This window comes from Bradyrhizobium sp. USDA 4510 (assembly GCF_054059095.1).
In genome coordinates this window covers 2729256-2747696 of the sequence record NZ_JBSSBT010000001.1, presented here as the reverse complement: position 1 = coordinate 2747696, position 18441 = coordinate 2729256, and the positions used below count along the sequence as shown (strand labels likewise).

Genomic DNA, 18441 nt, shown 5'->3' with positions numbered 1-18441 from the left:
GACCAGTGCAGCTTGTGCCAAGCAGTCAGGGTCACGTGCGACGGCTTGACTGACCCAATTGGGCTATACGAGCCGGTTCGGCGCCAAAGCCCGCTCAACCAGCGCCCTAGCTTCCCTTCGAGCCGGCGGCGTTCCGCATCGGACGTTGCTCCTCCGACGCGCTCTTCGAGGGCGCCGCGCCGCACATGGAGCCACTCCTTGATTCCGCGGTCGCCGTGCGATCAAACGGATTCCGCTCCATGACCTTCAGCGAAGCGAGTTCCTCCTTGTTCAAATAGGAGATCTTTCCCGGCGGAGTCATGACCATCCTGCCGATGGCCGACGGAGGAATACGGAGCTTGGCCGACAACCTCGCAAGCTTGATCGTGTCACGAATCGTTCGACTGTCCTCGTTGCCGTGTAAATTGGAAACCGAATGGACGCCGATCTTGGCATTTGGCGCCACATAACGCTTCCTGCTCGCCAGGAAAATGAAAGCGCATGCCGAGTCGCATTCTCCGGAAACGTAACTGGCGATTTGCCTCTGGTGCGCGAGCATGGCGATTCGGAAGCCTTCGTAGAGTGACCCACCTCGGGAATCGAGATCGAGGCCAACGACCCGACGCTCAGTCGCCAGATATCCGCGAAAGCGGACAAAGTCCCCATCCCTGATATCTCCACTGAGCTTCAAGACATCTCCAAAGCACCCCTGGACACGGGAAAACTCCATCGCGAGACAGTTCGTCGAGGTCAGCACGACCGCGATGCTCAAAACGCATCCTGCAATCCGCATCGACCCATGCGTGGCGCTCCGGCTGTTTGCGTCGCCATCGATAAATGTCGCGCGGAGGACCCTCAAAGCGTGCTTCCAGGCTGCCACGGCGCTCCCCATTGGACCCGGTACCTCACACGATAGACAGAGCATCGACGCGCATCGTGGGTTGATCTGAATCAAACCCAATTCAGCAAGCGCGCAGGCGGGAGCGCCATTTTGACGTCTAGAAGCGCACGCTCTGTGCCGAGAGCACACATCATCTACCGTGACCCTGGGATCAGCCAGTCCAATCCAGCATCGGGGTCACCGACAATCTCTACCTTAAGTCATTCATTTCATTTCTTTCTTTTTGCCCCCGATCCTTGAGGGGACCGGACCGCCTGAGGAATCCCATTAAAGCTCGACATGCGCGATCAATCCACGCTCCACGCGACCTGCTGGTCGCCAAGGCAACCTAACGCGGGATGCGGCGTCTCGATGGTGCAGCGTCCCGAAAGCCGCCGCTTGCGCCCCATGGCTTGAGCGATGGCCGCCCACACGCGCCGGACAACGCTGTCCGCGACGCGTCATCTTGTGTAAACTCCCACTGCATCCCGATCGATTTGGGAGAACGACAATGAAAGTCTTCTTGCTCGCCTGCGTGGCCGCCGTCGTCGTGTCGGCATTCGGGGCCCTGGCGCTAAACCGGGTGCAAGAACCGGTCGCACAGGCCTTTGCAACGACGGGCGTACGGCTGTAGCAAGTTCGCGTTCAACGGCTGCGCGCCCCCCTACTCCGCCGCGGTGACGGAGGGCTGGGGTCGAGCATCGCGCGCATTCTCCTCTTCCAGCCAGAGGCTGTGGTGCTCCCTGGCCCAATTGACATCGACGGTGCCGCTTCCCATCGCCTCGAACGCGCCTTCCATGCCGATCGTTCCAATATAGATGTGCGCCAACATCACTGCCGTGAAGAGCATCGCTACGATGGAGTGGACGATCTGCGCGAGCTGCATCCCTTCGATGCCTGACAGGTAGAAGGGGAACATCAGCGCATATCCCGTCGCTGCCACCAGACCTCCGCCGATGACCACGATCCAGTAGATCGCCTTCTGGCCGGCGTTGAAACGATAGGCCGGCGGATGATCGTGCCCGACGATGCCGCCGCCGCGCTTGATCCAGTCGACATCCGCCTTGTTCGGGATATTGCCGGCGATCCACATCAGGAAGATCAGCACGACGCCGATGGTGAACGGGAAGCTGAGATAGTTGTGAACATATTTCGCCCATTGCGACCATTCGGAAAACGCTTCGTGGCCGATCAACGGCAGCAGCAATGGACGTCCAAAAGTGACGTTCAACCCCGAGATCGCCAGAATGATGAAGCAAGTCGCCGTCATCCAGTGCACGAAGCGCTCGAATGCGGAAAAGCGCACGATGGTCCGGCCGGAACGACCGCTCTGCAGCCGCACCATCCCGCGGCTGAGATAGAAGATGACCAGCGCCGCGAGCATGCCAAGAATGGCGATGCCGCCGATCCAGCGCAGCGTCACGTTCCGGAACTCGCGCCATTCACGGCCGGCCGGCTGTTCGAGAACGCCCGAGCGCTGGTCGGGTATGCTGACGCGTCCCTGCACCCGGTTCAGTTCCTGCAGGAGCTGTTGCTCCTTGACCGCGCTTGCGGTCGGGTTGACCTGCTGGGCTACGGACGGGGAAGCCGCGGAGACGAGCAGCAGGAGTCCAGCCACGCCAATGACGAGCCGAACACATCGTGCAAAACACGCCATAAGGTCCTCCCGATATCGACGCGACCCGCGCCAGGTCGTCGTCAGGACTCGATCGTCTCGCGATAGGCGGTCTTCCAGCCCCATGCGCCTGAGCCGTAGCCGCGCTTCAGCACGCGCTCTTTATAGATCTGGGCAATGATCTCGCCGTCGCCGGCGAGCAGCGACTTGGTCGAGCACATCTCCGCGCACAGCGGCAGCTTGCCTTCGGCAAGCCGGTTCGCGCCGTATTTCTCGTACTCTTCCTTGCTGCCATCGGCCTCGGGACCGCCGGCACAATAGGTGCATTTGTCCATTTTTCCGCGCGAGCCGAAATTGCCGACCTTCGGATATTGCGGCGCGCCGAACGGACAGGCGTAGAAGCAGTAGCCGCAGCCGATGCAGAGATCCTTGGAGTGCAGAACCACGCCGTCGGCGGTGGTATAGAAACAATTCACCGGGCACACCGCCGCACAGGGCGCGTCCGTACAGTGCATGCAGGCCATCGAGACCGAGCGTTCGCCCGGCTTGCCGTCGGCGATGGTGACGACCCGGCGGCGGTTGATGCCCCAAGGCACCTCGTGCTCGTTCTTGCAGGCCGTAACGCAGGCGTTGCACTCGATGCAACGGTCGGCGTCGCAGAGAAACTTCATACGTGCCATCGTCGTTGCTCCCTTATGCCGCCGCGATCTGGCAGAGAGTGACCTTGGGCTCCTGCATGCCCGTCGCGGGATCGTATCCGTAGGTGGTGATCGTGTTCGCGCTTTCGCCGAGCACGATCGGATCGGTGCCCTTCGGGTAGTTGCCGCGAAGATCCTTGCCCGCAAGCCAGCCGCCGAAATGGAAGGGCATCCAGGCGACGCCCTTGCCGACCCGCTCGGTGACGAGCGCCTTCATCCTTGCCCTGGAATTGTTCTCGGCGCCGGTGACCCAGACCCAGCCGCCGTCCTTGACACCGCGATCGGCGGCATCAACAGGGTTGATCTCGATGAACATGTCCTGCTGCAACTCGGCGAGCCACGGGTTTGTGCGCGTCTCCTCGCCGCCGCCCTCATATTCGACCAGACGGCCGGACGAGAGGATGAGCGGAAACTGCTTTGCAATGCCCTTCTCCACCGCGGCCTTCTGCACCGAGAATCCGATATTGGGCATCCGGAACTGCTTGGCGTCGGGCAGCGTCGGGTATTTGGCGACGAGATCGACGCGTGGCGTATAGATCGGCTCGCGGTGAACCGGGATCGGATCCGGCAAGCCGAAGGCATTCATGCGCGCCTTGCCGTTGCCGTAGGGTACGCAGCCGTGCGCCAGCGCGACGCGCTGAATGCCGCCCGACAGATCGAGCGACCACGACACCGTGTCCGGATTGGCCGGATTGATCTTGTTGATCACGGCCATTTCCGCTTCGGTGAGCTCGCTGTCCCAGCCGAGCTTCTTCAGGCTCGCCAGCGTGAATTCCGGATAGCCATCCTGGATTCCCGACCCCAACGAATACGAGCCGTCCGCGAGCAGGCTTACCTTCCGCGTCGTGCCGTCCGGCAGCTTCTCCTCACGCTCGACGCCGAACCGCGGCCGGAACGTGCCGCCGCCGTCCATCACGTGCAGATTGGTGTTGTAGAGCAGTGGCGTGCCGGGGTGCCTGACCTCGGGTGATCCCCAGCACGGCCAAGGCAGGCCGTAATAGTCGCCGCCAACCTCGGGATCATCCTTTGGCGCCCGCATCGTCAGCATGTCGAACTTCGCCTGGTTCTTCATGTGCGCCTTGAGGCGCTCGGGCGATTGTCCGCAATAGCCGGTCGACCAGCTACCGCGGTTCATCTCGCGCAGCACGTCCTCGGCCTCGGGCAGGTTGTTCTCGACCTTGATCTTCTTGAACATCTGATCGGCGAAGCCGAGCTTCTTCGCCATCAGATAGATGATTTCGAGATCGTCCTTCGACTCGAAGATCGGATTCACGATCTGCTCGCCCCATTGCAGCGAGCGGTTGGAAGCGACGCGCGACCCCTTGCACTCGAACTGGGTGGCGACCGGGAGAATGTAGACGCCTTCGGTGCGTCCCGCCTCGACCGCGAGCGAGGCCCAGGTCGTCGGATGCGGATCGGCGATGACGAGCAGCTCGAGCGCCTTCAGGCCGTTGAGGGATTCAGGGATACGGGTGATGCTGTTGGAGGCGTGTCCCTGCACGAACACCGCCTTCACGTTGTCCTTCTGCGCAACCTGCTCCTTCGGCAACGTCACCGCCTCGAACCAGCGGGTCAGCGGAATGCCGGGGGTTTCCATGATCTGCTTGGAATCGAACCGCGTTTTCAGGAAGTCATAGTCGACCTCCCAGACCCGCGACCAGTGCTTCCAGGCGCCTTCGGCAAGGCCGTAGTAGAACGGCAGCGTGACGATATCGAGCCCGACATCGGTCGCGCCCTGCACGTTGTCGTGGCCTCGGAAGATGTTGGCGCCGGCGCCGGCCTTGCCGACATTGCCGGTCATCAGCAGCGCGATGCAGCTCGCCCGCACATTGGCGGTGCCGACGGTCTTCTGCGTCTGGCCCATGGCCCAGATCAACGTTGCCGGCTTCTCGGTGGCGAACATCTTGGCGACGCGCTTGAGCTGCTCGCCGGGAATGCCGGTGACGCGCTCGACTTCCTCAGGAGGCCATTTCTCGACCTCCTTCTTGAGGTCGTCGAAACCGTAGACGCGCTGCCGGATGAACTCCTTGTCCTCCCAGCCGTTCTGCAGGATGTGCCACATCATGCCGTAGAGCACCGGAATGTCGGTACCCGGCCGCATCCGCACATATTCGGTCGCGTGCGCGGCGGTGCGCGTCAGCCGCGGGTCGATGACGATGAAGTTGGCCCTTTGCAGCTCCTTGCCCTCGAGCAGATGCTGCAGCGAGACGGGATGCGCCTCGGCCGGATTGCCGCCCAGGATGACCTGCGTCTTCGCATTGCGGATGTCATTGTAGCTGTTGGTCATCGCGCCGTAGCCCCAGGTGTTGGCGACGCCGGTGACGGTGGTTGAATGGCAGATGCGGGCCTGGTGATCGGTATTGTTGGTGCCCCAGAACGCGCCGAGCTTGCGGAACAGGTAGGCGCCTTCGTTGGTCATCTTGGCTGAGCCGAGCCAATAGACGGAATCGGGACCCGACTTCTCACGTACCGCCTGAATCTTGTCGCCGATCTCATTGATCGCGGTGTCCCAGGAGACGCGGGTCCACTGCCCGCCCACCAGCTTCATCGGATAGCGCAGCCGCCGCTCGCTGTGCACGAGCTCACGCACGGAGGCGCCCTTGGCGCAATGCGAGCCGCGATTGATCGGAGAATCCCAGCTCGGCTCCTGGCCGATCCATACCCCGTTCAAGACCTCGGCCGTCACCGTGCACCCAACCGAGCAATGCGTGCAGATGCTCTTGCGCACGGTCGCTCCCGCCGTGAGCGGACCGGCCGCCGCGGCTTCCGCCTTGCGCACGCTGCCGAGCGGCAAGCTGCCGAATGCGGCAAGCGCGCCGCCGGCAAGACCGGATTTGCGCAGGAAGCTGCGGCGGTCGAGGCCACCGGCCTGATCTGCAAGGGAGCTGGCGGCGGAGCCTTGGCGCAGGGAACGCTGGTTTGTTCGCTTGATCAGCACGGTCAACCTCCCTTGGCCGGATAACGATTGACGCGGTAGAACGCCTTGACGTGATCGGTTTCCTTGTAGCGCGCCTTGCGCTTCTCATCGTTGGTTTCGCTGTCAGCCTGCGCAGCCCCGACCAGCGGCGTTGCGAGGGTCGCGCCCACCGTGCCGACGCCGACCTTGCGCAAGAAATCGCGGCGCCCGACTGTGGTTGTCCTGTCTTCACTCATCGCATCTCTCCTGGACCTGCGGATGCAGGTCAGTTCGCGAACGTGAATGCTTCTGTCTCGATCTCGACAAGGGCGCGACCAAGCGCACCGACCGCACGATAGAAGACGGCGCTCTCCGCGCGCTCGATGTCGACGAACAGCCGCCCCATCCAGGGCGCGACGTGTTTGCCGAAGAAGGCACGCTGCGTGTCGAACGGCGCCGGGAAACGCCCTCCCGCGAAGCCTGCCATGATCTCGCACAGGATAGCCGCGTGATCTTCCGGCTCGGAATTGTTCGCTATGCGCTCGATCCCGGACGCAGCGAGGTCGGCGCGCAGCCTCGACAGCGGCCGCTCGTTGAGAAAGCCGGTCAGATAGTAGGAGGCGTAGGGCAAGAGTTCGCCGCGGCCGAGACCTGTGAACAGATCGAAATATTCGCGTTCGACCGTCGCCGCGACTGCATTGGCGGCGGATTCGGCCAGCGCGGCATGCGCGCGCCCAAGCGGCGTGGCATCGGCGGTCAACGCAGCCAGTTGATCGAGCAGTTTCTTCGATGGTGCGGCGGACAACAGTGTCGCGAGCAGCAGATATTCCTGCGCACGCGCGACATCGACAGAATCGATCGGCTCTTCGGAGAAAAACGGCTCGCTGTACAGATCAGGCCGCAAATGATCGCGCGAGATGCCTGTGGCGGCTTCGACGGCGATCACCCGTTGCGCGGGCACCTTGTTCCAGTTCGAAACAGAGGGCTGGCTGATGCCGATTTTGCGCGCAAGCTCTGCAACGCCGCCGGCAGCGTCAATGGCTCGCTCAAGGCCAGCATCGCGCACGTGGACCTCCATCCAAGTCCCGGGTGCTGATTTTGCTTTTCTTACAAAGCGCTAGCGAAGCCTAGTCCCAGCCCAACGGGGGGTCAATCAGCTGCATAGTCTGAGGCTATGGCCTTTCGTCGCGGTCCCTAGCGAGGCAGCGCGCTGCCGTGCGTGCGGCGCTCAACCGGCACCTGTTCGCCGTCGGAGCTTTCGGTGAGCGTTCGTTGCGTTGCAGCAGGATCAGGTGCGGTTCCCGTGGTCGCGGCTTCTTCGGCGCCGATGCCCGGCAACTCGACCTCGCGCAATTCCTGCGAAGAATCCGCGACTTCAACCGAACGCTCGGGCGGTGCCTCGGCCGGCTTGCCGAGGCCGCCGACGATTCTGTCGATGAGTGCGGTGAGCTCAGCCTCGGAGCAATCCAGCGGGCCAAAGCCCGGCATCGCGGTCGGGTCGTTGAAGTCCCAGGCATTCTCGGCAAGCCCGACAAAGTCGCGAATGACGGGATCGGCGCTCCAGGCGCGACGAAGCGCCGCACGCGTCAGCTCCTGCGGGATTCCCTTGCGCAGGAACGCGGTGATGTCGGTCGTCGAGGTAATCGTGTCAATCGAAGGCAGGCTCGCAAGGTCGAACTCCGCGTCGTCGTCTTTGACGGCTGGCGGCGGCGACTGCATGTCGTCGCGCATTGCCGGATCCGGTGGCGTGGCGTTCGCCTTTGCCTCCTGCTTGCGGCGGGACCAGCGCGTCAGGAACTTGTCCTCACTCATTCGTGTCCGCCTTCATGCTGCCGGCGCGCGAGCGCCTCGGGATCGGCCCGCCGTCGCTTGCGCTTGAAGAACTCACGTTCGACGTGGTGCTCGGCCACGAAGCTTTCAATCTGCTCACGCAGCATCTCCGGCATGGGGACGGCCTCGACCAGATTCGCACCGGCCTCCGTGAACGCCTCGCCCTCCGAAGGATCGGCGGTCGCGGCAGCCACCGAGTAGGGCCAGGCGCCTTCCGCCGGCGACAAGACGGCCCAGATGGCCGGACTGCCCGAGGCGAGATTGTCGCGATAGCGCGCCGTCTCGGAACCATAGAGATCGACCGTGGCGCTGCCGGCATAAAACAGCGTCGTCCCGTTCTCGTCGCGAAGCACCGTCCAGGGTTTGGTGTCCGGCTCGTCGGGCAGAACGGCAACCGCGCGCCAGACGAAATCGGTCCACGGCGAGTCCGCCTGGTGCCGTTCCACCACGACGCCGACGGGAACACGCACAAGTGGCAGCGCGGCCCGACTCATGTCGCCATCTCCAGATGTTTGACCGGCAGCCCCGTCAGCAAGTTCTGCGGCTTCATCCGCAGCTTCTGATCGGCGTTCATCGACAGAATGAGATGGACCGGCTCGCCCCGCATCTCGTCTGCGGCCACGCTGGCGTCCGCAAACGTCAGGCGGAACAATGAGAGCACGCGTCCGGCGCTGCGGTCGTCGAGCTGCTCGCCATGCCAGAGACGGTCGCCGAGCCTGGTCGCATCGGCGTCGAGCCCGACATACCAGGTGAGACGTGCATCACGCAGTTCGCGCAGCGGCTCAATGCTGACGTCGATCCCGAGCAGATGGGAGATCCAGCCCGCCATCGCCTGCGCCAGCGCCGCCGGCCCGCGGCCGCCTGCGGTGAGGTCGAATGCCATGTCGAATTGATCGCTCCGGCGCCAGTAATCGCCGGCATTGTCCTCGCGCAAGACGTCGAGCTCGGCATCGGTCAACGCCCCCAGCATCGACATCAGCGAGAGCACCGGGGTCGGAGTCTGTCCCCCGACGACCTCTTCATCACCGAGCAGCAGGGCCTGCTCCTGCGGCAGGATGCGCTGCGGGCGGAAGAACAGCTCGGCTGCGCGCAGCACGAACGGATCATCGCAGCCATCGAGCGCATTGCGCAGGATCACGTGCACGAGCTGATTGACAAACAGCGGCGGCAAATCGCTCGTCCCGGACCGGACGGTTGCAAGATAGGCCTGCTCCAGCGTCGGATGCCGCAGGAGGAGATCGCGGAAGGCAAGCACGAGCCGCCAGTTCTCCCGAGCATCCGCATCGACGATCGCGTCAATCTCTTCCGCGCCGACCGGCCTGCGGGGAGCCGCGAGCAGCGCGCGGTGCAGCCGCCGCTCGACCGGGCATGCTTCGTCCGGCGGAACCAGCTCCGGACGAACAAAATAGGCCTTCAGGAACTCGTCGGTGACGCAAAGCCCCCCGCTCTCGTCGCGATCGAGCAGATGGTGGCCGCACGCGATCCAGAAATCATTCATCGGTGCCGCGACTCCCCACTCATATCGGCAAGCTTGAGATCACCGTCAGGCTCGACATCGTCTTCGACTTCCATGAACGAGAACGCCTTGCTGTGTCCCTGACCCTGGCGCAGTTGCAGCCTGCGGAACGACTCCCGGACTTCGCCGTCGCTCACCGAACGGTGAACGGCAATGAGCGAGCTGACCGGATGGTTGCAGAGCGACTGCGCGAAGGCGACCTCCTCTTCCGCCGCCACCCGCGCGGTCGCCAGATCCGGCGCACCGAAGCGATCGATCAATTGCCTCGCGAGGCGGTCGATCAGCGCGCTGCAATCGTTCTCGGTGGCAGGCACGATCTGCACCAGCGTCGACCAGCCCCAGGACTGCACCCCAAGGAAGCCACTGCGGAACGCGACGCGGGCCTTGCCGGTCAGCTTCGTCGGATCCTGATCGCAGAAGCGGAAGGCGCCGGAGACGGCCCATTCGCCCGGCTCGGCCGCCACATCGAATACGAAGGTGTCGGAGGGATCGAGCGCGATGCTGCGGAGCAGTTTCATAGCCGCGGCCCTCCGAGCTTCGGATCGAACCAGGACGGCGTTCCGAGTGCCTTGACGAGTACGCTGCGTTCAATCCTGTCGGCACCGACGCGGCGCGTGAGGAGATCGCCGCCGTCATCGATCCGCAGCACGGTTCGCCGCTCGCGGGGGATCCGGCTGAGATAGTCGCGCGCGAGGCTGCCAAAGCCGTCGGTCTGCCAGCTATCGATCGCCCGCATCAGGTGCCGCGCAAAGCTCTCGGTCACCTGCACGGCTCCCGCTTCGCCAAACCCCTCCTCATCCAGCGCGGACGCGAGCGGATGGACGCCCGGTCCCTGATCGGCCATTGCGACCGTCCGGATCATGGCGCCGAACACCAGCCAGGCAGGCGGCTCGTCCTCGCGCGCTGACGTCGGCCATCCCATCCGTCCGCCGCCGACCAGCCCACCGTCGATCGCGACGGTGTCGGGCCAGCCGATCGCGACCGTCTTGTGCGGCGGCGCATAGGCGCGCAGGGCGTCGGTGAGCGCGACCATGCCGGCATAGAAGGCGCGCCGCGCGGTGGCCAAGGGCTCGCCCGGCTCGAGCACCACGGCGAATTCGGCAAGATCGAACCGCCCGACATACACCAGCGTGCCGGCACCGCTTTTAGGTGCAATGCGGCAAGCGTGAGCAAAGGCGTCTCCGCTCTCACGCAACCGGACGAGCGTGAATGGCGGCGGCAGATGGATCGCTTCCGTCACGGAGACGCGGCTGGTCGGGGTCGACCGCAAGGGCCGTCCTCCACTTTCCTTTTCCTTCCGATAGTGAATATCTATACGAGGTGAAGGAATGGCGCGAGTCCGCAAGACGGCGCCGCACCCGCGGAGGGATCGACCTGGAGCAGCCAGCGAAGACCGTCCTGATCTGCTCGTGTGAAGACACGATGCGCCTTGACGTGGCCGCGATCCAGCGTGGATGTCCCAACTGCGAGATCAGGAGCCATCGTCATCTCTGCGGCGCCGAGCTCGAAGATTTCCGCAACGCCGCGAAAGCCGACGGCCCGCTGACCGTCGCCTGCACGCAGCAGGCCGGCCAGTTCACCAATGAGATGGGCGAACGCGCCGGCCCGATCAGCTTCGTCAACATCCGCGAGACGGCGGGCTGGTCGCGCGACGGCGCGAAGGCGGGCCCGAAGATGGCGGCGCTGCTTGCAGCGGCCGCGGTTCCCGCGCCGGACTATCCGCTGGTCACATTGTCGAGCGATGGCATCATCCTGATCTATGGGCGCGACGAGACCGCGATCGAGGCTGGCCGGCTGCTGGCGGACCATCTCGACGTCACGGTCATGCTCAGGAAGCCGGCGGACGTCGTGCCGCCTGCCGCGGCCGTGTTCCCGATCGTGCAGGGCACGATCCGCAATGCGCGGGGGCACTTTGGCGGCTTCGAGCTCGCGATCGACGACTACGCGCAGCCACGCCCGTCCTCACGCGCCCGCTTCGAGTTCGAAGCCCCGCGCAACGGCGCGATCTCGCGCTGCGATCTCGTGCTCGACCTCTCCGGCGAGCCGCCTCTGTTTCCCGCACACGATCTGCGAGACGGCTATCTCCGCGCGGATCCGAGAGATCCCGCGGCCATGCTGCGTGCGGTGCTCGCCGCCCGCGATCTCGTCGGAAGCTTCGACAAGCCGAGATATGTCGACTTCACACCCAGCCTCTGCGCGCATTCCCGCTCGAAGCTGATCGGATGCCATCGCTGCCTCGATTTGTGCCCGACCGGCGCGATCACGCCGGACGGCGACCATGTCGCAGTCAACGCGGAGGTGTGCGCAGGCTGCGGGCAATGTGCGGCCGCCTGCCCCACCGGAGCGGCATCCTACGCGCTGCCACCCGCCGATACCCAGTTGCAGATCCTCCGCGCCATGTTGCGCGCCTATCGCGAGGCCGGCGGCACACATCCGGTCCTGCTGCTGCATGACAGCCAGCACGGCACGCCGCTGATCGATGCGCTCGCCCGCCATGGCGACGGATTGCCGGCCAATGTGCTTCCCCTCGCCGTCAACGAGCTGACGCAGGTCGGCCTGGAAGCCATCATCGGCGCCTTCGGCTATGGCGCGGCTGCCGTGCGGCTCCTGCTGCGCGCCAAGCCACGACACGACGTGACCGGATCGTTGCTGACGATCCGGATGGCCGAGACCATTCTCGCCGGACTCGGATTTGACGGCCGCCGCGTGAGCACGATCGAAACCGACGATCCCGACACTCTGGCCGAGCAACTGACGGGGATTGGCCCCCTCGCCGGCCTCGAAAATCCCGCGACTTTCCTGACGGTCGGCAAACGCGGCGATCTGCTTCGCTTCGGCTTGAGCGAACTGCATCGCCTCGCCCCCAAGCCGGTTGACGTGATCGCCTTGCCTGAGGGTGCACCTATCGGTGCGATCACCGTCGACGTCGCCGGTTGCACGCTGTGCCTGTCCTGTGTTTCGGCCTGCCCAACCGGCGCGCTCCGCGCCGATCCCGACCGCCCTGTCCTCAAATTCGTGGAGGACGCCTGCGTGCAGTGCGGTTTGTGTCAGAGCACCTGTCCTGAAAAAGTCATCAGGCTCGCCCCGCAGATCGATTTCCGGGCAAGACGCGCGCCGGCGCGGGTGATCAAGGAAGAAGAACCTGCCCTGTGTATTCGCTGTGGCACGCCGTTCGGCGTCAAGAGCACGATCGATCGGATCGCGACCAAACTCGAGGGACGGCATTGGATGTACCCTGCCGGGGACCGCCGGACCGAGGCCTTGCGGATGTGCGCCGATTGCCGGGTCATCGTCATGAGCGAACAGCAGTTCGATCCGATCCAGGACGTGCCGGAACGCGCGCCGCCACGAACGACGGATGACTACCTGCGTCAACGCGAGAACAAGGACTAGCCGCATGCCTCGATTCATGAAGGTTCTGTCGACGTGCCTTGTCACCACGGTCCTTGGCGGCACAGCCGTCGAGGCCGCCGCCCTTACCAAAGCGGAAAAGGTTGCACTCAAGCAGGCGGTCGTCGCCTGCAAGGCCGAGGCGAAGGGCAAGAAGATCAAGTGGCTGTCCCGCCGCAAATACGTCAACCAGTGCGTCGTGGCGGCGCTCAAGGAACATCCCAGCATTAGTATCGCCCGCATGCTCAAGGAGAACCCGGAGCTGACGAAAATTCCGGTGGAGCAATGGCCGGGGTATTAAAGTCTCATATCGCGGCTTGACGCCTTCGCTTGAGTATGCGCAAAGCGGCTAGCGCCAACTCGGGCTATTTCGACGTCGCACGCGCCAGGAAGTCCGTGAGCGCGCGGCGATCTTCGGCCGAGCCGATCTGCTGCTCCGGCATCTTCGTGCCGGGCGTATAGGCGTTCGGCCCGATCTCGAACAATTTTGAGACGGTCTCCGGCGTCCAGACGATGTCCATCGTCTTGAGTGCGTCGGAGAAGCGATAGCCCGGCAGCGAGGCGATCCTCCGACCGAACAGTCCGGCAAGGGTGGGACCGGCGCGCTGCACCTCCGTCTCCGACAATGTGTGGCAGGCGACGCAGGCCCTGAAGATTTCGGCACCGTGGTCGTCGGCATAGGCGGCGAGCGGGTCCCTCGGCGTGCCCACCACGTTCGATCCGGCCGCCGCGCCAGTCAGTGCATTCCAGCGCCTGATCTTGCCGTCGGCGCCGCCGGTCAGGAGCGTCACGCCATCGGGCAGGAATGCCACCGACCAAACCGGCCCGCCCAGCCCGGCGAGCGTGCGCAGCACGCTGCGCGCCTTGCGATCGACGATCGCCACCGTGCCGTCAATTGCCGCCGCGGCGATCAAGGCGCCGTCATGCGAGACTGCCAAGGCGACGATCGGCGTGGCGCCGGCCGTGACCTCGCCGCTTGCCTTGCCGTCGGCCGTCATCATGCGCAGCTTGCCGTCCGCTGCGCCGGTGACGATTTCGCCGTCAGGCGAGATGGCCACGGCATTCAGCGGCAACGGCACCGTGACGACCTCGGCGCTGCCGTCCGGCAGGCGCCAGATCCGCACCGTCAGATCGTAGCCCACGCTCACCAGCGACTGTCCGTCGGGGGCAAAGGCCACGCCATTCACGTTTTGCGAGTGACCTTGCAGCACGCGCGAGCCCCCGTCGGACAACGACGAGAGCCGCACGGTATGGTCCCACGAGGCGGATGCGAGCTTGGATGCATCGGGCGAAACGGCGAGCCCGACGATGGGTCCCGTATGGTCCGCGAAAACCCGGTCCGGCTGCGGCCGGCCCGACGTCCAGATGGCAATCCGGCCATCCGCACCCGCCGTTGCCATTCTTCCATCGCCGAGGAAGGCGACCGCGTTCACCGCACCCGAATGGAAGCGAAGGACCTGATCCGCGGACTCGGTTGCCAGCGACCATCGGATCGCCGCAGTGTCGAAGCTGCCCGACAGAATCGTCCTGCCATCGCCTGAAACGGCGATCGCGCGGACAGGTCCGCCGTGTCCGGCCAATTGCGCTTGCGCGGGTTGCAGCGCAAGAAGCAGCGATGCTGTTACAAGGAACGTGGCGAGACGCAAGATCAAATCCATGGCCGTCGGAGACACTCGCAGCGCAGCCCCCAAGCCATTCTGCCCGTTTTTGCTGCCCGGCCAAAGTGCTCCCCTGGCGTCCATCGGCCCCGCCGGCGATCATTCTGGAAATCTGGCGTGTCCATGGGCGACGGGCTTGGCCCTTGGCAACAACGTGCCCATTTCACCAGTAATCAACAAGGGAGCTCGTATTCGGTTTGGGGTGCGACAAGCGGCGCCTTGAAGAGCGGCCCACGCGGTCGCAGTCTTGGTAAAGGCGCCTCACAATCGAGGTCGAACATGCAAATACATCCGAAAGCATATCTGCAGTTCATCTCGCGCATTTGGCATTCTCGCGTGTTGCCGCCGCGGGATCGCAATCCCACCAGCCGGGACGCGTCGCCACTGCTCATCTACATCGCTGCGGTGTTGGCGCTGCTACTGGCAATTCTGATAGTCGATCGCCACGGTGCGCCGTTTCAACTCCCAGAACATGTCGGCGATACCGCTGAGATCAACCCGATCTTCATGAGTTTTTGAAACACAGCGCGCGACGGGGGCTGCGCAAGCGAACAAGCCGTCCGACGCGTCGCGCTGTTCAACGCCAGACGATTTCCAGCCCGCTCATCCCGAACCGAATGCGTTCGGATGCGACGGCACCATTCTCTCTATTGCTGAGTTCCCCTCGGAAACACCAGCGATCGATCGTCGAAATCTTCAACCGGCAGCTTGTCTTGTTCTTGCACAGCGGGCATCCCTGCCACCGATGTGTGGCTCACGGACGATGGATGCGATCTCGGGACATTCGTCGCAGCCAGAAAAAGCGCGATGGCGGTCAGGCCGGCGATCATCAGGAGCTTCATGCGAACCTCCGTTGGTTCTGGGAGAGTCCTGACTAGTGCAGGATTCGACGTCCCCCTGTGAGATCGCTCACAACTCTCCTTTTGTTGATCAGCGCTGGAGCCGATGCGCTCCGGCTCCAGCCCCTTCCCAACCCGCCTATGGCAAATCTTTCGGGCGCGGCCACAAGCCGCCTTCGGACCAGGATTCGGATTCATCGGGCGACAACGGATCCGCGCCACCGCCGGTCCGTGCGGGATCGACGTTGAGCCATCGGCGCAATTCGAGCTTGCCGATCTGGTTGCGGTGGACCTCGTCGGGGCCGTCGGCCAGTCGCAACAAGCGAGTCGTCGCGAGCGCTGCCGAAAGGAAATGGTCGTTGTTGGTGCCGCCTCCCCCGAACGCCTGGATCGCCCAGTCAACAATGGTCTGCGCCATGTTCGGCGCGACGACCTTGATCATCGCGATTTCCTGCCGCGCTGCCTTGTTGCCGACCGTGTCCATCATGTAGGCCGCTCTGAGCGTCAGCAGCCGCGCCTGGTCGATCTTCATGCGCGCTTCGGCCACGCGCTCGAGCGTCACGGTTTGCTCGGCGAGAGGCTTGCCGAAGGCGACGCGTTTCAGCGCGCGTCGGCACATGCGCTCGAGCACGCGCTCGGAGAGGCCGATCAGCCGCATGCAATGATGAATGCGTCCGGGCCCGAGCCGACCCTGCGCGATCTCGAACCCACGCCCCTCGCCGAGCAGCATGTTGGCGGCCGGCACGCGTACATTGGTGAATATCACCTCGGATGCACGATCCGGGACGCCGTAGAAGCCGAGCACGGGCAGCGAACGGACGACATGCACGCCGGGCGTCTCCTTCGGCACGAGGATCATCGACTGACGCTTGTGACGATCCGGATTCTGCGGATCGGTCTGCCCCATGAAGATGATGATCTTGCATCGCGGATCGGTGGCGCCGGTGGTGTACCATTTGCGACCGTTGATCACGTAATCGTCGCCATCACGGACGATCGAGCTGGCCACATTGGTCGCGTCGGACGAGGCAACGTCGGGCTCCGTCATCGCAAAGGAAGAACGGATCTCGCCGGCCAGCAAGGGCTTCAGCCAGCGTTCCTTCTGCGCCTCCGTTCCGTAGCGCAGGATGGTCTCCATGTTGCCCGTGTCAGGGGCGCTGCAATTGAAGACCTCGGGAGCAAGATGCGAACGTCCCATGATCTCGCACAGCGGGGCATATTCGAGATTGGTCAGCCCGTCCTCGTGAGCGGGTAGAAACAGGTTCCACAGGCCGGCCTGTTGTGCGAGCGGCTTCAGTTCCTCGACAACCGGGTGCACAGCCCAGGGCCCGAGCCGCTCGGCCTCCTGATAGTATCGGCGCTCATTCGGATAGATGTGCTCCATCATGAAGCGCTGGAGACGCGCGGCCAGTTGCTGGCTGCGCTCGCTTTGGGTGATATCCATGTAGATTCTCCTTACCGGCCGCGTAGGCCGTCCCTGAGCGTGTTTCGGGTGATTTTTCCGGATTCCGTCTTCGGCAGATCGTCCAGCACGCGAATGTCGACCGGGCACTTGTAGGCCGCCAGTCGCTCGCGGCAGAAGCGCGAGAGCGCGGCAACATCGATCACGGTGCCGGGTTGAGCGGAGACGAAGGCGACCACCGTCTCGCCGCGATAGGGATCGGCGGCGCCGACGACGGCTGCTTCGCGCACGCCCGGAAAGCCATAGATCACGTCTTCGACTTCGCGCGGCCAGACCTTGAAGCCGGAGGCGGAGATCATGTCCTTCTTGCGGTCCACGAGGTAGAACCAGCCGCTCTCGTCAAAGAAGCCGACGTCGCCGCTATGCAGCCAGCCGTTGGTCAGCACCTCGTCGGTTTCCGCCGGCTTCCTCCAGTAGCCGGCCATCACACCTGAGCCACGCACAACCACCTCGCCATGCGCGCCGGGTCCGAGCGGGCGGCGCTCGTCGTCGACGACGATCGCATCGACGCCCGAAGTCGGCCTGCCGATCGACAGCGCGCCTGAGTCGGGATCGACCGGAATCCGACCTTCGTTGGGCGCAAGATGGCTTGCAGAGGTCAGTTCGGTCATTCCATAGGAACTGCGGATCGCCCGTCCAAACCGTTTCGCAAAGGCATCGATGACCGAGGGCGCGATCGGCGCGCCGCCGGAATAGATATGTACGAAGCTCTCGAAATGCCGGCTCGTTGCGTCAGCCTGGTTCATCAGCGCGATGTACGCGGTGATGGCACCGACGATGAATGTCGGCCGCCATTCAAGGAAGGCATCGAGCGCGACCTGGGGCTGGAAGCGATAGGTCAGCACCATCGCTGCACGCGCGGCAAACGCCGCGACCATCTGGATTTCAAAGCCGGTGATGTGGAAGAGCGGCGCGACCCCAAAGATGCACGACGTGCCGTTCAATTCGAAATGATCGCAACAGATCAACGCGGTCGCCACCAGATTGCGATGCGTGAGCATGGCGCCCTTTGGAACGCCCGTGGTTCCGGAGGTATACAAGAGAAGGGCGATGTCGTCGGACGTCAGAACCGGTGCCGGTGGTGCGGCTGCATTTTCGGCGAAAACCGTCGCCAGCGCCCGGGCCTGCGGAGCTGCGCCCGGCACCGGCAGCACCCGGACATCGTTTCGCAGCTGGAATTCCCGAGCGCCGGTCCAGAACACCAGCTCGGAATCGACCGAACCGGCGGCCAGGAAAACGTTCTCCCATTGATCGTCGTGGCAGATCACCGCCTTCGGCTCGCAATCCCCGAACAGCTTGCGAAGCTCTGGCGTGCGGTACATCGGGTTGAGGCTGACGACGATGGCCCCGACCTTCCAGGCCGCTACGCTGACGATGACGAACTGCGGCACATTCTGAAGAATGACGGCGACCCGATCGCCGCGCCCGACTCCTTTTTGCGCAAAGCGGGCGGCGAGCCGGTCGCTGAGCCGATCGATATCGGCATAGGTCTGCGTCGCATCGAAATAGAACACGGCCGGCGCCTCGCGCGGCGCGGCTCGAAACAGATCAAGCGCCGTCCGCCTTCCGGGATCGGGCGGAGCGATCGATTCCCCGAGCCGCGCGCGCAGCCGGCCCGCGGCTTCCTCGTAAGCGCGTGCACGCGACACGGACTCCAGGTCGACAGTCATCGCCGCTT

General features: G+C 64.2%; 19 protein-coding genes. 4 read left to right on the top strand and 15 right to left on the bottom strand.

All coding sequences use genetic code 11. The features are described from left to right. Nucleotides 1-106: 106 nt before the first annotated feature. Nucleotides 107-751 carry an ATP-dependent Clp protease proteolytic subunit gene (locus tag ACVMDN_RS12110; protein WP_141342514.1) on the bottom strand — a complete coding sequence of 215 codons (645 nt, stop codon included), beginning with the start codon at nt 749-751 and terminating at the stop codon, nt 107-109. Nucleotides 752-1370: 619 nt separating this feature from the next. Here ACVMDN_RS12110 and ACVMDN_RS12105 point away from each other — a divergent pair. Then, nucleotides 1371-1493: a hypothetical protein gene (locus ACVMDN_RS12105; RefSeq protein ID WP_256520575.1), complete on the top strand. Its 123-nt coding sequence runs from the start codon at nt 1371-1373 to the stop codon at nt 1491-1493. Nucleotides 1494-1523: 30 nt separating this feature from the next. Here the strand turns inward: ACVMDN_RS12105 and ACVMDN_RS12100 are convergent, their stop codons facing one another. From ACVMDN_RS12100 to ACVMDN_RS12055, 10 genes are all read right to left on the bottom strand, one after another. After that, on the bottom strand, nt 1524-2516 hold the full coding sequence (locus tag ACVMDN_RS12100; RefSeq protein WP_057017138.1) for a formate dehydrogenase subunit gamma: 993 nt from the start codon (nt 2514-2516) through the stop codon (nt 1524-1526). A 41-nt stretch (nt 2517-2557) separates the two neighbouring features. Continuing rightward, nucleotides 2558-3154, bottom strand: coding sequence for a formate dehydrogenase FDH3 subunit beta (gene fdh3B, locus ACVMDN_RS12095; protein ID WP_011088224.1), 597 nt, complete (start codon nt 3152-3154; stop codon nt 2558-2560). A 13-nt stretch (nt 3155-3167) separates the two neighbouring features. Further along, complete coding sequence (locus ACVMDN_RS12090) at nt 3168-6110, bottom strand: formate dehydrogenase subunit alpha (protein ID WP_253640144.1); 2943 nt, start codon at nt 6108-6110, stop codon at nt 3168-3170. Nucleotides 6111-6112: 2 nt separating this feature from the next. Next, nucleotides 6113-6325: a twin-arginine translocation signal domain-containing protein gene (locus ACVMDN_RS12085; RefSeq protein WP_076826306.1), complete on the bottom strand. Its 213-nt coding sequence runs from the start codon at nt 6323-6325 to the stop codon at nt 6113-6115. 29 nt (nt 6326-6354) lie between these two features. After that, nucleotides 6355-7134: a Cro/CI family transcriptional regulator gene (locus ACVMDN_RS12080; protein WP_143270780.1), complete on the bottom strand. Its 780-nt coding sequence runs from the start codon at nt 7132-7134 to the stop codon at nt 6355-6357. A gap of 128 nt (nt 7135-7262) precedes the next feature. Next, the gene (locus ACVMDN_RS12075; RefSeq protein ID WP_076826302.1) at nt 7263-7880 is read right to left on the bottom strand and encodes a DUF3306 domain-containing protein; all 618 of its coding nucleotides are present in this window, start codon (nt 7878-7880) and stop codon (nt 7263-7265) included. Continuing rightward, nucleotides 7877-8392, bottom strand: coding sequence for a DUF3305 domain-containing protein (locus ACVMDN_RS12070; protein WP_076826300.1), 516 nt, complete (start codon nt 8390-8392; stop codon nt 7877-7879). Before ACVMDN_RS12070 ends, ACVMDN_RS12075 begins: the two co-directional genes overlap by 4 nt. Next, complete coding sequence (locus tag ACVMDN_RS12065) at nt 8389-9396, bottom strand: DUF6352 family protein (protein ID WP_253640145.1); 1008 nt, start codon at nt 9394-9396, stop codon at nt 8389-8391. The genes ACVMDN_RS12070 and ACVMDN_RS12065 overlap by 4 nt, the downstream gene beginning before the upstream one ends. After that, on the bottom strand, nt 9393-9932 hold the full coding sequence (locus ACVMDN_RS12060; RefSeq protein WP_076826297.1) for a DUF6505 family protein: 540 nt from the start codon (nt 9930-9932) through the stop codon (nt 9393-9395). The genes ACVMDN_RS12065 and ACVMDN_RS12060 overlap by 4 nt, the downstream gene beginning before the upstream one ends. After that, nucleotides 9929-10684, bottom strand: a complete 756-nt coding sequence (locus tag ACVMDN_RS12055; RefSeq protein ID WP_229189510.1) for a biotin/lipoate--protein ligase family protein — start codon at nt 10682-10684, stop codon at nt 9929-9931. The genes ACVMDN_RS12060 and ACVMDN_RS12055 overlap by 4 nt, the downstream gene beginning before the upstream one ends. 152 nt (nt 10685-10836) lie before the next feature. On the opposite strand from ACVMDN_RS12055, the gene ACVMDN_RS12050 reads away from it, so the two are divergent. Beyond that, complete coding sequence (locus tag ACVMDN_RS12050) at nt 10837-12807, top strand: 4Fe-4S binding protein (RefSeq protein WP_456835192.1); 1971 nt, start codon at nt 10837-10839, stop codon at nt 12805-12807. A gap of 4 nt (nt 12808-12811) precedes the next feature. Further along, entirely contained in the window at nt 12812-13105 is a 294-nt protein-coding gene (locus ACVMDN_RS12045; protein WP_229189508.1) for a hypothetical protein, read from the top strand. 64 nt (nt 13106-13169) lie between these two features. Here the strand turns inward: ACVMDN_RS12045 and ACVMDN_RS12040 are convergent, their stop codons facing one another. Further along, complete coding sequence (locus tag ACVMDN_RS12040; RefSeq protein ID WP_057017129.1) at nt 13170-14462, bottom strand: c-type cytochrome; 1293 nt, start codon at nt 14460-14462, stop codon at nt 13170-13172. A gap of 117 nt (nt 14463-14579) precedes the next feature. On the opposite strand from ACVMDN_RS12040, the gene ACVMDN_RS12035 reads away from it, so the two are divergent. Continuing rightward, nucleotides 14580-14981, top strand: coding sequence for a hypothetical protein (locus ACVMDN_RS12035; RefSeq protein WP_456814296.1), 402 nt, complete (start codon nt 14580-14582; stop codon nt 14979-14981). Between the two features lie 128 nt (nt 14982-15109). Here the strand turns inward: ACVMDN_RS12035 and ACVMDN_RS12030 are convergent, their stop codons facing one another. The 3 genes from ACVMDN_RS12030 to ACVMDN_RS12020 all read right to left on the bottom strand — a co-directional run bounded on the left by ACVMDN_RS12030 (nt 15110) and on the right by ACVMDN_RS12020 (nt 18433). After that, the gene (locus ACVMDN_RS12030) at nt 15110-15304 is read right to left on the bottom strand and encodes a hypothetical protein (RefSeq protein WP_456835193.1); all 195 of its coding nucleotides are present in this window, start codon (nt 15302-15304) and stop codon (nt 15110-15112) included. 136 nt (nt 15305-15440) lie between these two features. Then, entirely contained in the window at nt 15441-16745 is a 1305-nt protein-coding gene (locus ACVMDN_RS12025; RefSeq protein WP_057017126.1) for an acyl-CoA dehydrogenase family protein, read from the bottom strand. 11 nt (nt 16746-16756) lie between these two features. After that, on the bottom strand, nt 16757-18433 hold the full coding sequence (locus ACVMDN_RS12020) for an AMP-binding protein (protein ID WP_456835194.1): 1677 nt from the start codon (nt 18431-18433) through the stop codon (nt 16757-16759). Nucleotides 18434-18441 lie beyond the last annotated feature (8 nt).